This window comes from Bradyrhizobium sp. URHD0069 (assembly GCF_000701345.1).
In the GTDB taxonomy this organism is placed as follows: Bacteria; Pseudomonadota; Alphaproteobacteria; order Rhizobiales; family Xanthobacteraceae; genus Bradyrhizobium.
Map to the genome: position 1 here is coordinate 68,564 of NZ_JNIJ01000034.1, position 12,844 is coordinate 81,407.

Below are 12,844 nucleotides of genomic sequence, written 5' to 3' on the forward strand. Positions count from 1 at the left end.
ACTCCGACTTTAACAAAGCGCGGGTAACCGCCTGATGTCCCTTTACCCGCTGCTTACCATACCAACCGTGGCAACATTGGAGCAGCTTGGTTGGTAAAGTCTGAACGCGTTAGAGAATTTTTACCACGATTCGACCGCGGACCTGGCCAGCGAGGATCTTGGCACCGGCACCGATGACTTGGTCGAGGCCAATTTCGTGAGTGATTTCAGCAAGTTTTGCCTGATGCAAGTCGGCTGCGAGGCGACTCCAGGCAATCTTGCGAACCTCAATCGGGCACATCACGGAATCGATGCCGAGAAGGCACACTCCGCGCAAAATAAACGGCGCCACCGAGGAAGGCAGGTCCATACCGGCGGCGATGCCGCACGCGGCGATAGCGCCGCCGTATTTCGTCATCGAGAGGATGTTGGCGAGCGTGGTCGAGCCGACGCTGTCGATGCCGCCCGCCCAGCGCTCCTTCGCCAGCGGCTTGGCCGGCCCCGACAGCTCATTGCGATCGAGGACCTCGGCCGCGCCGAGCCCTTTCAGATAGCTCGCCTCCGACATGCGGCCGGTCGAGGCGATAACGTGATAGCCGAGCTTCGAGAGCACCGCGGTCGCGACCGAACCGACACCGCCGGCGGCGCCGGTCACGACAATAGGCCCGTGCTTCGGGGTGAGGCCGTGCTTTTCCAGCGCGAGCACGGACAGCATCGAGGTGAAGCCCGCGGTGCCGATCGCCATCGCGTCGCGGGTCGACATTGCCGCAGGGACGCGAACCAGCCAGTCGCCCTTGACGCGCGCCTTCTCGGCGTAAGCGCCGAGATGGGTCTCGCCCATGCCCCAGCCGGTGCAGATCACCTTGTCGCCGGCCTTCCATTGCGGATGGGACGACTGCTCGACGGTGCCCGCGAAATCGACGCCGGCGATCATAGGAAAGCGCCGCACCACCGGCGCCTTGCCGGTGACGGCGAGGCCGTCCTTGTAGTTCAGTGTCGACCATTCCACCCGCACGGTGACGTCGCCCTCCATCAATTCGGCTTCGTCGAATTGGGTGAGCGCGGCCGTGGTGCCTTTGTCCGCTTTGTCGATCCTGATTGCCTTGAATGTTCCCAACGTGAACTCCCTTTTTGCAGTTGGGATGTTTACCGGATCATGCCGGCTGTGCAAGCGGGCGCGCCACCGGCGCTTCGACGATCGGCAGGTTGATCAGCGCCGACAGCACGCCGAACAGCACCGCAAGCCACCAGATCGGCCCGTAGGATCCGAAGCTCTCAAACACGATACCGCCAAGCCAAACGCCAAGGAAGCCGCCGACCTGATGGCTGACGAAGGCAAATCCATACAGCGTCGCAAACCAGCGCGTACCGAACATCAGCGCCACCAGCGCCGAGGTCGGCGGCACCGTCGAAAGCCAGGTCAGGCCGCTCACGGCGCCGAACGTGATCGCCGAGAATGTCGTGATTGGAAACGAGATGAACGCGACGATCGACAGCGCACGGGTGAGATAGATCACCGACAGAATATAGCGCTTCGGAAACACATTCTGCAGCCAGCCGACGCCCAGCGAACCGATGATGTTGAACAGGCCGATCGCAGCGATCACCCAGCCGCCGGTTTGCGCGGATACGCCGCGATCAGACAGGTAAGCCGGAAGATGCACGGTGATGAAAGCCAACTGAAACCCACAGGTAAAGAAGCCGAGCACCAGCAGCACATAGGAGCGATGGCCGAATGCTTCCGCCAGCGCCGTCTTGAACGACTGCTGGTCGGCGGCAGGCACGTGGGCCGACGTCGCCGCTGGCGTGGCGAGCGCGAACGACAGCGGCACGATCAGCAGCATCAGCGCGGCGAACGCCGTCAGCGCCGCCTGCCAGCCGAAATTGTCGATCATCGCCACGCCGAACGGCGCGAACAGGAATTGCCCCAAAGATCCAGCAGCCGTTCCGGCACCCAGCGCGATGCCGCGGCGCTCGGGCGGCAACAGCTTGCTGAACGCGGACAGCACCAGATTGAATGAGCAGCCGGACAGGCCGAAGCCGATCAGGACGCCGGCGCCGACATTAAGCGAGAGCGGCGTCGCGGCGTAGCGCATCATGAGCAGGCCGCCGGCATAAAGAATGGCGCCGACACACATCACGCGCAGCACGCCGAAGCGGTCGGCGATCGCGCCGGCTATCGGCTGGCCCAGTCCCCACAACAGGTTTTGAAGGGCAAGCGCAAGGCCGAAGACGTCGCGGCCCCACGCAAGTTCCCGGCCCATCGGCTGGATGAAGAACCCGAGGCTCGATCGCGGCCCGAAGCTCAACAGAGCGATCGCGCAACCGCAGAGGATGATGACCAGCGGCGTACGCCAGTTGTCGATGCCAGGGGCCGGACGAAGCTCGCTTGCGACTGACTTCATGCAAATTCCTCGATGGTTGGCATCGGACGCAAAAGGGGGCCGAGCAAGCAGGTTACAGGGAGTTAATGCATTCGCATGAAAACCCCAATCGACAGCCACCGGGAAAAACCCTCTGCAGGGCAGCCTTGCAAATCAGCACGGGCAGCTTTGACGATTTAACCGTCGATGCATCTAGCGAAGTCCCACGCGGCATGTTATATTTGATTTGCTCATTATGAGGATAATTAAACGTCCTCGATGTGCGCCGAACCTTCCTCGCTGCGGCTTGGGTCGGCTCGACTACGCAGCAAAAAGTGCCGGCCCTTTGCGGCCGGATTTCTCAAACCCTATATATGCTCACATCGAGTATATATGGTTTCCAAGGGAGGCAGTCATGCCGATCGCTGGAATCTACGGTCCCGAAGATTTCGCAAATCCCATCAGCCGGCATACCGTCGCCCCAACGCGCAGCATTACCCCCGCCGAGCGCGCGCGTGCGCTGCCAATGCCGTCGCTGGAGTGGACTCCGGAGGTCGAACGCGCGACCGCGCATCTCTATGGGCGGGTCAGGAACGTGATCTCACCGGTGGAATGGCCATTCATGGCGCCATACATCAAGGCGATCAACGAACTAAAGAAAACACGTGACGCGGTCATTTTGGCGCACAATTATCAAACCCCGGAGATCTTCCATTGCGTCGCCGACATCGGCGGTGACTCGCTGCAGCTCGCGATCGAAGCCACCAAGGTGAAGTCCAACGTCATCATACAGTGCGGCGTGCACTTCATGGCGGAGACGTCGAAAATCCTCAATCCGCAGAAGACAGTACTGATCCCGGATTCACGCGCCGGCTGCTCGCTGGCATCGAGCATCACCGGCGCGGATGTGCGGCTATTGCGCGAGCGCTTTCCCGGCGTGCCGGTCGTGGCCTATGTCAACACGTCGGCCGACGTGAAGGCGGAGGTCGATATCTGCTGCACCTCGTCCAACGCGGTGCAGGTGGTCGAGAGCCTCAATGCGCCGACGGTGATCTTTCTGCCGGACCAGTATCTGGCAAAATACGTGGCTTCAAAGACCGAGGTGAAGATCATCGCCTGGAAAGGTGCCTGCGAAGTGCACGAGCGTTTCACCGGCGACGAACTGCGAAGCTTTCGCGAGGCCGATCCGTCGGTGCAGATCATCGCTCATCCCGAATGTCCGCCCGACGTTTTGGCTGAAGCCGATTTCACCGGTTCGACCGCGCACATGATCAACTGGGTGCGCAACAAACATCCCAAGCGGGTGGTGATGATCACCGAATGCTCGATGGCCGACAACGTGCAGGCCGAACTGCCGGATGTCGAAATGGTGCGGCCGTGCAATCTGTGTCCGCACATGAAGCGGATCACGCTGCCCAAGATCCTGGACAGCCTGGTTTACCTGCGTGAGGAAGTCTCCATCGATCCCTTGATTGCCGAAAAGGCACGTCGTTCGGTCGAGCGAATGATCAATCTGAAGAACTGAGATCAGTTGTCGTCCCCGCGAACGCGGGGACCTATGGCCAACGCTGCCGATGTGTGGAAGCGACTACAAGCAACCGACACAACTAACGGCACGGCGTATGGGTCCCGTCGTTCGCCGGGACGACGAACAGGGGAGCGGAAATGTCAATCCAAAATGATGACCTCACCCGCAACACCGACGACGTCGTCATCGTCGGCGGCGGTCTCGCCGGACTGTTCTGCGCGCTGAAACTGGCGCCGCGTCCGGTCACCGTGATTTCAGCGGCGGCGCTGGGCCAAGGCGCGTCGACGGCGTGGGCGCAAGGCGGCATCGCCGCCGCGGTCGCCGAAGGTGACAGCGCGGAGGCCCATGCCGCCGATACCATCGCTGTCGGTGCGGGTCTGGTCGATGAGACGGTGGCGCTGGGACTGGCGCGCGAAGCCGGCGCACGCATCCACGATCTGCTGCATTATGGCGTCCCGTTCGATCGCGACCTCGAAGGCAAGCTTGCAGTCGGCCGCGAAGCCGCGCATTCCGCGCGACGTATCGTACACGTGCGCGGCGACATGGCCGGCAAGGCGATCATATCAGCGCTGATCGAAGCCGTGCGCAGAACGCCGTCGATCCAGGTGATCGAAGGCTACATCGCCGAGGCGCTGTTGACCGAGCATGACGCGGTCGCCGGACTGCAATTGCGCAGAGTGGGCGATACGACCGCCAAGCCTGTAACCATCGCGTCGCGCGCAGTGGTGCTGGCGACCGGCGGCATCGGGCATCTCTATGCCGTGACGACAAATCCGGCTGAGGCGAGCGGGCTCGGGCTTGCGATCGCCGCGCGCGCCGGAGCCGTGATCGCCGATCCGGAATTCGTGCAGTTTCACCCGACGGCTATCATGGTCGGCCGCGATCCGGCGCCGCTCGCAACCGAAGCCCTGCGCGGCGAAGGCGCCACACTGACTAACGACAAGGGCGAACGCTTCATGCAGGCGCGGCATCCGCTGGCCGAGCTTGCGCCGCGCGACGTCGTAGCGCGAGGCGTGTTCGCGGAAATAGCGGCGGGTCACGGCGTGTTCCTTGACGCGCGAGAGGCGCTCGGCGTGCATTTCGCCGAAAGGTTTCCGACCGTCTATGCGAGCTGCATGGCCGCCGGCATCGACCCGGTGAAGCAGCCGATCCCGGTGGCGCCGGCTGCGCACTATCACATGGGCGGCATATCGGTGGATGCTCATGGCCGCACCTCGTTGAAGGGCCTGTGGGCCGGCGGCGAAGTGTCTTGCACCGGCGCACACGGCGCCAACCGGCTGGCGTCCAATTCCCTGCTCGAAGCCGTGGTTTACGCCGCACGTATCGCAGAAGATATCGGCGGCATGCCGATCGGCGCGCCGGCCCGCTTGCCGGCGGCGCCGATCATCCCGCGAAATTGCGCAATGCCGGCTATTGCCGAAGCAAATCTGCGAGTCATGATGGCCTCGCATGTTGGCGTGATCCGCGATGCAGAGCGGCTGGCGGAGGCCGTGCGGTCGTTCGCGGCGATCGAGCGGGATACCGGCAACATCGCGTTGCGCAATATGGCCACCACGGCGCTGTTGGTGGCGGCCTCGGCGTGGACGCGGCGCGAAAGCCGCGGTGCGCATTACCGCACCGATTATCCAATCGAAAGATCGGCGCTGGCTCATCGCACCATGACGACACTGGCGGCGGCGCGGGAGATCGCGGCGTCGCTGTATGAGCCTGCTGCGGCGCGAACCGCGCAGCCGATCATCGCCTGACGGGAAATACGCATCATGACAACGCCTGCCTCGCTACTCAATTCCGAAGCATTCCTGTCGCCGCTTGCCATTGACGAAGCTGTGCAGCGCGCGCTGGACGAAGATCTCGGCCGCGCCGGCGACATCACCTCGATCGCTACTATTCCGGAAAAAACACAGGCCCACGCTATCATGATCGCGCGGCAGGCCGGGGTGATCGCCGGCCTGCCGCTGGCGGTTGCGACCTTTCAGAAACTGTCGGGCGACATCAACATCCAGGCGCATTTTCGCGATGGCGGGGCGGTCGCGGCAGGCCTGCACGTGCTGACGATATCCGGCCCGGCACGGGCCGTGCTGGCCGGCGAGCGTACCGCGTTGAATTTCGTCGGCCGGTTGTCCGGCATCGCCACGCTCACCGCCGACTATGTGCGCCACACCGCCGGCACCAAGCTGCGCATCTGCTGCACCCGCAAGACCACGCCGGGCCTGCGCGCGCTCGAGAAATACGCCGTGCGCTGCGGCGGCGGCTTCAATCATCGCTTCGGCCTCGACGATGCGATCCTCATCAAAGACAACCACATCGCCGTCGCCGGAGGTATCACGCCGGTGCTGAAGCGCGCACGGGCCCATGCCGGGCATCTCGTCAGGATCGAGATCGAGGTCGACAGCTTGAACCAACTGCGCGAGGTGCTTGACACCGGTCTCGCCGACGTTGTGCTGCTGGATAATATGGACATCGCCGGTCTGGCCGAGGCCGTGAAGCTGGCAAAGGGACGCGTGGTGCTGGAGGCGTCCGGCGGCGTCGCGCAAAATTCGATTGCGAAGATCGCCGCGACCGGCGTCGACTACGCTTCATGCGGCGCGCTCACGCACTCCGCTCCGAATTTCGATGTCGCCCTCGACATCGACGCGTGAACGGGAAATCCGTCATCCCTCCCGCGTAAGGGCTTCGGGCGTCGCTTCGATCTAACGCCGGACGGTTGCATCCGACAGCTCGGCCGAACTACGCGCGGCTTCCGCGAGCTTTGCCGAAATTGCCGCGGTCTCTGCCGGCGTTCCCCAGCTCGGCGCCTCGCTGCCGTCGCCCCATGCCCGCGGCCGGTAGAAGGTATGCACGCCGAACTTGTACGTCTTCTTCATTTCGTGGACCCAGGACGGGCGCACCCAATAGGCGTGATAATGCGTCGACTTGGCAACTTCGGGCAACCAGAGCTGGCCGTCGAGCATCGCCTTCGCGATCTTTTTGGCGCGGTCCCACATGTCGGGTTCGCGCACGACGTCGGCATTGTTGTCGCAAGCGAAGGTGAACTGGCAGGCGAGATGGCGGTGCTTGTTCTGATAGACCACGCCGCACACCGTGTCCGGATAGAAGCCGGAAAATGCGCGGTTCAACACCACCTGCGCCACGGCGATCTGGCCGCGCACAGCCTCGCCGCGGGCTTCGAAATAGACGGCGTCGGCGAGGCATTTCTCCGATTTGGCCCGCGACTTTTCATCGAACAGGCCGAGGCGCTCGGCCGGCGTCTTGGCGCGTTGATTGTCGGCGTTGACTTCCCCCTTGGCGGCGATGCTCTCACCGGCTGGGGACGGCTCGTGCGCGGCTGGCGGCAGCGATGCGATCACCTTCATGTCCGGATCGGGGAGCGCGCCCGGCACTACGATCAGCGGTTCTTCGCCGGGCCGCCAGCGTTCCATGCTCTCCACGGAGCCGCCGAGCGACGAGCTTCCGAAAAACAACCTCGCGGTCTTGACCGAGAATCCATTGCGTGACGGGGCGGGCTCAAGCTCGATGGCAGCGGCGTCGGGTGCGCTCTTCAAATCGTCGAGCGGCTGGGATTCGAGCGACATCGACACATCGTATTGAGCAAGCGGCGGAGCGCTCAACGCCTCCTGCAGTTCCGGATCGAGCGGCGTGCGCTCCACGAGGGGCGCGGCGTCGGCGGTTTTCGCGCCAGCCACTGAGGCATTGGAGGTCGCCGGGTCCTCATTAGAGGGCGCGGCATTGGCCGGCGCCGGGGGCTCGGGCGGGATGACGACCAGGCGATCGCCCTTCAAAATGCGATCGACCTTGGGGAAGTCGGCCGCCTGATAACGCGGCGGCGCCTGCATAATCGGATTGCGTGTCACCGCGCCGGTAATGTCGATGCCCTGGTTGTCGAGCCTCGCCAGCCGAAGGGTCGCGGTCTGCGGCGTGGCGGTTCCGATCGGACGGCCAAAACTGTAGGTGGCGACCTGGATGGTGCTGGCGGCGGAGAATACCCGTTTCTGCCAGCGCTCGGCGACGCCGGGCTGCCGGGCCAGCAGTGACGCGATATCCTGATATCCGATCTCTGCCGGCATCAATGCGAAGATGCAGAGACCAAGACCGAAGGACGCGAAGCGCGCACCCTTCGGCCGGTTACGCATGACTAACATCGATACGCTCACGCAACGCTACAGACACGCGATCGAACCCAGTACATCCGTGCAATTCGATCCTTTTTGTTAGTATCGAATTTAGGTTGCGAGGGAGTTAATCGGCGTTGCAGGCGCGATACATGCAAGAAATCGCTATCGTTTGTGCCGGTCACATCGAAAAGCTTGGTAAACAGCCACTCGAATAAAGTGGTAAACATCCGGTCAACGAAAATGATGAAGAAAATTCTTGCAAAGGGCCCGCCCGCTTTACCGGCTCCCACAATGGCGTCCGATGGGCATGCGTCAGAGGACAGCGGCGTCTTGGTATTTCCCCGTCATTGCGAGCCAACGGGTCGCGCGAATGCGCGCCCGATGACAGGCTCCGCGAAGCAATCGATACTGCCAGCGAAGGAGGCAGACTGGACCGCTTCGCCGCTTTCGTTCCTCGCAATGACGGCAGCTACATTACCCGGTCAGCCTCACGCCTGACTGGCGACGGTCTTGCCGAGCGCGGCCTGCGCCGCGGCGAGCCGGGCGATCGGCACGCGGTAGGGCGAGCATGAGACGTAGTCCAATCCGATCTCGTGGCAGAACGCGACGGAAGCGGGATCGCCGCCATGCTCGCCGCAGATCCCGACCTTGATATTCGGGCGGGTCTTGCGTCCCCGCGCGACACCAATCTTGACCAATTCGCCGACGCCGTCGCGATCGACCGAGATGAACGGATCGATCTCCAGGATTCCCTTCGCGATATAGGTGCCGAGGAATCCGGCGGCGTCATCGCGGCTGATGCCGTAGGTCGTCTGCGTCAGATCGTTGGTGCCGAACGAAAAGAACTCGGCCGTCTTGGCGATATCGCCGGCCATCAGGCAGGCGCGCGGCAGTTCGATCATGGTGCCGACCTGATAGCTCAGCTTGGTTCCGGTCTCCTTCATCACCGACTGCGCCGTGGCGTCGATCCGCGCCTTGACCAGATCGAACTCGGCCTTGGTCGCGATCAACGGCACCATCACCTCTAGTCCGACGGCCTTGCCGGTACGTTTTCCGGCCTCCACCGCGGCTTCAAAGATCGCGCGCGACTGCATCTCGGCGATCTCAGGATAGGCGATGGCGAGGCGGCAGCCTCGGAAGCCCAGCATCGGATTGAATTCCGCGAGATCGCGGGCGCGATCGGCAAGCCGCCGCGGATCGGTATTCATCGCGCGGGCGACTTCCTCGATTTCGGCCTGGGTGTGCGGCAGGAACTCGTGCAACGGCGGATCGAGCAGCCGGATCGTCACCGGCAGCCCCTTCATGATCTCGAACAGCTCGACAAAATCCGCCCGCTGCATCGGCAACAGCTTCGACAGCGCGGCGCGGCGCGCCTGTTCGTCTTCGGCGAGAATCATCTCGCGCACGGTGCGGATTCGGGTTTCCTCGAAGAACATATGTTCGGTGCGGCAAAGCCCGATGCCCTCACCGCCGAATTTAACGGCGCTGCGTGCGTCCTCCGGCGTATCGGCGTTGGCGCGAACGCCGAGCTTGCGCACCTGATCGGCCCAGCCCATCAGCGTGCCGAACTCGCCCGACAGTTCCGGCTCGATCATCGGCATCCGCCCGGCCAGCACCTGGCCCAGCGAGCCGTCGATGGTGATGACGTCGCCGGTCTTGAAGGTGCGGGAGCCGATGCTCATGGTGCCGCGGCCGTAATCGACGCGGATGGTGCCGCAGCCGGAGACACAAGGCTTGCCCATGCCGCGCGCGACCACCGCGGCGTGCGAAGTCATGCCGCCACGGGTGGTCAGGATGCCTTCGGCGGCGTGCATGCCGTGAATGTCTTCGGGGCTGGTCTCGATCCGCACCAGAATGACCTTGCGGCCATCGGCCTGCAGTTTCGCAGCTTCATCGGACGAGAACACGATTTCGCCGGCGGCAGCGCCGGGCGATGCCGGCAGACCGGTCGCAATGACATCGCGCTTCGCGGCGGGATCGATGGTCGGATGCAGCAATTGATCGAGCGAGGCGGGATCGATCCGCGACACCGCGTCCTTCTTGCTGATCAGACCTTCGTTGGCGAGTTCGACGGCGATGCGAAGCGCTGCTTTGGCGGTGCGCTTGCCGCCGCGGGTCTGCAACATCCACAGCTTGCCCTGCTCCACCGTGAATTCCATGTCCTGCATGTCGCGGTAATGCTTTTCGAGCAGCGTGTAGATCCGCGTCAGCTCCTTGAACGCCTCGGGCATCGCGATTTCCATCGATGCCTTGTCGGAGCCGGATTCCTTGCGCGCATATTCGGTGATGTCCTGCGGCGTGCGAATGCCCGCCACCACGTCTTCGCCCTGCGCATTGATGAGGAATTCGCCGTAGAGCCTGCTCTCGCCCGTCGAGGGATTGCGCGTGAATGCAACTCCGGTCGCCGACGTCTCGCCCATATTGCCGAACACCATCGCCTGCACGTTGACCGCGGTGCCCCAGGATTCCGGAATGTCGTGCAGCCGCCGGTAAGTCACCGCGCGCGCATTCATCCAGGATGAAAACACCGCCCCAATCGCGCCCCACAATTGCGCATGTGGATCCTGCGGGAATTCCTTGCCGGTCTCGCGCGCCACCGCTTCCTTGTAGCGGCCCACCACATCGATCCAGTCGTCGCCGGTCAGGTCGGTGTCGAGCGTATAGCCCTGGCTGTCCTTGAAGGTATCGAGGATATCCTCGAAGTGATGATGCTCGAAGTCGAGCACCACGTCGGAGTACATCGTGATGAAGCGACGGTAGCTGTCATAGGCGAAGCGGCGATCGCCGGACATTTCGGCCAGCGCTTCGACCGTCTTGTCGTTTAGACCGAGATTGAGCACGGTATCCATCATGCCCGGCATCGAGGCACGGCCACCGGAACGCACCGAAACCAGCAGCGGATTCTTCGGATCGCCGAACGTCTTGCCGGTTAGCTTGCCGACATAGTCCAGCGCCTTTTCGACCTGCCCCTTCAATTCCTTCGGATAGGTTTTCTCGTGCGCGTAAAAATAGGTGCAGACCGAAGTCGGGATCGTGAAGCCGGGGGGCACCGGCAGTCCGAGATTGGCCATTTCGGCAAGATTGGCGCCCTTGCCGCCAAGCAAATCGCGCAACCCTGCTTTGCCCTCAGCTTTGCCGTCGCCGAAGCTGTACACCCATTTGCCGGATTTCGCGGTATCGGCGGCGGCCTTGTTTGCAGCAACTTTGCTGGCGGGCTTCGGCGCCGGTTTTGCCGCGCTCTTCTTCAGAGCCTTGTTCAGACTCTTGCGGGCCGTGGCAGGTGGCGCGGCCTTGGTCCGGACCGAAAGGGATGGCTTTGATTTCGCTGCGATTTTCTTGGGCTTAGCGACGGCTTTGGCCATGACTGATCATCAATCCGCGAGAGGGGAGGAGGTGCGCGCCTTACACCACTTTGGACGGTTCCGCGCAAGGTGCGAACCCGCGCTTATGAGCGCTAGATATGAAGCCACCGGAGCACACCAAGACCGATCAGGCCGATGCAAATCAGATAAATCGCGACCACCAGATTGAGGAGCCGCGGCATAATCAGAATGAGGATGCCCGCGATCAAGGCCACTATGGCAGGAATGTGGGCAGTGGTGATGGTCATTGAAATCTCTCCGGAATGACGAGCGCGTGATCCGCCAAAGTGTGAAGCAGTTTGGCGACAAGATCATGCACTCTTTGTGTATCTGAGAGCGCGATCGGACGCAAAACCGTGTTCCACTTTTGCTGATCGCTCTTGGGGAAAACGAATCGAGGTCTGCATTTTATCTGCATGCGTGGTTCCATGATAGCAGACGTTGTCGATTCAAAGGTTCCGTCGCATGCCAACAATGCCGAAAATTTGCAGCGGCAGGATGTGCATTTTCTCAGGAACAATGCGGCGTGCGATGAATTGGGTGGAATCGCGGGCCGGCGCAAGCCGGCGTGCATCATCGCAAGGGAGTTGAACATGCGGAACAGGATACTTGCCATTGCAGCGATCGCGGGCGCGATGAGTGCACCGATCGCGGCGCAGGCGCAGGGCGCGGTCACTACTGGCGTCGTACGCGGCGGCCCCGCGATCGTTGAGGATATCGATGGTATCGCCGTCGATCAGCGTCCGGCGTTCCGTGAATACATCGTGCGCGAACGCGTGCCGAATTATGTGATTTCGGATCGCGTGATCGTCGGCGGCGTGCTGCCGGAGACCGGCGTCATCTACTACGACGTGCCGCAGACCTTTGGCGCCACGCCGTATCGCTACACCGTGGTGAACGGCGAGACCGTTCTGGTCGAGCCGCGTACGCGCCGCGTCGTCCAGATAATCGACTAAAGTCCAGTTAGTCGGAACGAACGGTCCGGGCGCCGCGGATTTTCCGCCAGAGTGGCGCCCGGTTTGCCGGTTAAAAATGCGCGGGGGTTGTGAGGGTTGTGAGCGGCGTGCCATGGCCGAAAACCCTTCTTTCATGTCGTCCCCGCGCACGCGGGGACCCATACGCCGCGGCCTCGCGTTTTGGCACAGTGGCTAACGGCTTCTGCTCCAATAGACGTAAGTGGTTATGGGTCCCCGCGTGCGCGGGGACGACGCATAGTATGGCGTAGTCGTGCCCAATGCTTTGCTGAAAATTCGCATGTCAAACAGCCAACGACCGTTGTGGAGCTGTCGTTGCGAGCGCAAGCGAAGCAATCCATAGTCACCGCGAACCAGAAGCTGGATTGCTTCGTCGCTTCCGCTCCTCGCAATGACGTCAATGCCAGACACGGCTTCGCGATCCCGCGGCGCGATGCGCCCGAGTCGTGAAAAAATCTTTCGCCCAGGAAAACAGAGGGCGTGGGGAATGCCGGGTGCACGGTGCACCCGCAGCCCGTGTGCAATG

Annotated in this window: 9 protein-coding genes; 4 read left to right on the plus strand and 5 right to left on the minus strand. The window is 62.6% G+C overall.

The window, feature by feature from the left end:
- Positions 1–109: 109 nt before the first annotated feature.
- Together N554_RS0120840 and N554_RS0120845 are read right to left on the minus strand one after the other, a co-directional pair.
- Positions 110–1,096, minus strand: coding sequence for an acrylyl-CoA reductase (NADPH) (locus N554_RS0120840; RefSeq protein WP_029585245.1), 987 nt, complete (start codon positions 1,094–1,096; stop codon positions 110–112).
- Positions 1,097–1,133: 37 nt separating this feature from the next.
- Entirely contained in the window at positions 1,134–2,384 is a 1,251-nt protein-coding gene (locus N554_RS0120845) for an MFS transporter (protein ID WP_029585246.1), read from the minus strand.
- Between the two features lie 373 nt (positions 2,385–2,757).
- Here N554_RS0120845 and nadA point away from each other — a divergent pair, with 373 nt between their 5' ends.
- The 3 genes from nadA (at position 2,758) to nadC (ending at position 6,509) form a co-directional block, all read left to right on the plus strand.
- Entirely contained in the window at positions 2,758–3,867 is a 1,110-nt protein-coding gene (gene nadA / locus N554_RS0120850) for a quinolinate synthase NadA (protein ID WP_029585247.1), read from the plus strand.
- A 140-nt stretch (positions 3,868–4,007) separates the two neighbouring features.
- Positions 4,008–5,615: an L-aspartate oxidase gene (locus tag N554_RS0120855; protein ID WP_029585248.1), complete on the plus strand. Its 1,608-nt coding sequence runs from the start codon at positions 4,008–4,010 to the stop codon at positions 5,613–5,615.
- Between the two features lie 15 nt (positions 5,616–5,630).
- Positions 5,631–6,509 carry a carboxylating nicotinate-nucleotide diphosphorylase gene (gene nadC / locus N554_RS0120860; protein ID WP_029585249.1) on the plus strand — a complete coding sequence of 293 codons (879 nt, stop codon included), beginning with the start codon at positions 5,631–5,633 and terminating at the stop codon, positions 6,507–6,509.
- A gap of 51 nt (positions 6,510–6,560) precedes the next feature.
- On the opposite strand, the gene N554_RS0120865 is transcribed toward nadC, so the two are convergent.
- The 3 genes from N554_RS0120865 to N554_RS38540 form a co-directional block, all read right to left on the minus strand.
- Positions 6,561–8,009 carry a cell wall hydrolase gene (locus N554_RS0120865; protein ID WP_029585250.1) on the minus strand — a complete coding sequence of 483 codons (1,449 nt, stop codon included), beginning with the start codon at positions 8,007–8,009 and terminating at the stop codon, positions 6,561–6,563.
- Between the two features lie 461 nt (positions 8,010–8,470).
- Positions 8,471–11,344, minus strand: coding sequence for a pyruvate, phosphate dikinase (ppdK, locus tag N554_RS0120870; protein ID WP_029585251.1), 2,874 nt, complete (start codon positions 11,342–11,344; stop codon positions 8,471–8,473).
- Positions 11,345–11,436: 92 nt separating this feature from the next.
- Positions 11,437–11,592, minus strand: a complete 156-nt coding sequence (locus tag N554_RS38540) for a DUF3096 domain-containing protein (protein ID WP_081851343.1) — start codon at positions 11,590–11,592, stop codon at positions 11,437–11,439.
- A gap of 345 nt (positions 11,593–11,937) precedes the next feature.
- On the opposite strand from N554_RS38540, the gene N554_RS0120885 reads away from it, so the two are divergent.
- Positions 11,938–12,300 carry a DUF1236 domain-containing protein gene (locus N554_RS0120885; protein ID WP_029585253.1) on the plus strand — a complete coding sequence of 121 codons (363 nt, stop codon included), beginning with the start codon at positions 11,938–11,940 and terminating at the stop codon, positions 12,298–12,300.
- Positions 12,301–12,844 lie beyond the last annotated feature (544 nt).

What these genes read in the sequence shown, in the direction of transcription:
- N554_RS0120865 (WP_029585250.1), bottom strand. Translation starts at nt 8,009, where the DNA reads ATGTTAGTCATGCGTAACCGGCCGAAGGGTGCGCGCTTCGCGTCCTTC.
- nadC (WP_029585249.1), top strand. Translation starts at nt 5,631, where the DNA reads ATGACAACGCCTGCCTCGCTACTCAATTCCGAAGCATTCCTGTCGCCG.
- N554_RS38540 (WP_081851343.1), bottom strand. Translation starts at nt 11,592, where the DNA reads ATGACCATCACCACTGCCCACATTCCTGCCATAGTGGCCTTGATCGCG.
- N554_RS0120885 (WP_029585253.1), top strand. Translation starts at nt 11,938, where the DNA reads ATGCGGAACAGGATACTTGCCATTGCAGCGATCGCGGGCGCGATGAGT.
- ppdK (WP_029585251.1), bottom strand. Translation starts at nt 11,344, where the DNA reads ATGGCCAAAGCCGTCGCTAAGCCCAAGAAAATCGCAGCGAAATCAAAG.
- N554_RS0120855 (WP_029585248.1), top strand. Translation starts at nt 4,008, where the DNA reads ATGTCAATCCAAAATGATGACCTCACCCGCAACACCGACGACGTCGTC.
- nadA (WP_029585247.1), top strand. Translation starts at nt 2,758, where the DNA reads ATGCCGATCGCTGGAATCTACGGTCCCGAAGATTTCGCAAATCCCATC.
- N554_RS0120845 (WP_029585246.1), bottom strand. Translation starts at nt 2,384, where the DNA reads ATGAAGTCAGTCGCAAGCGAGCTTCGTCCGGCCCCTGGCATCGACAAC.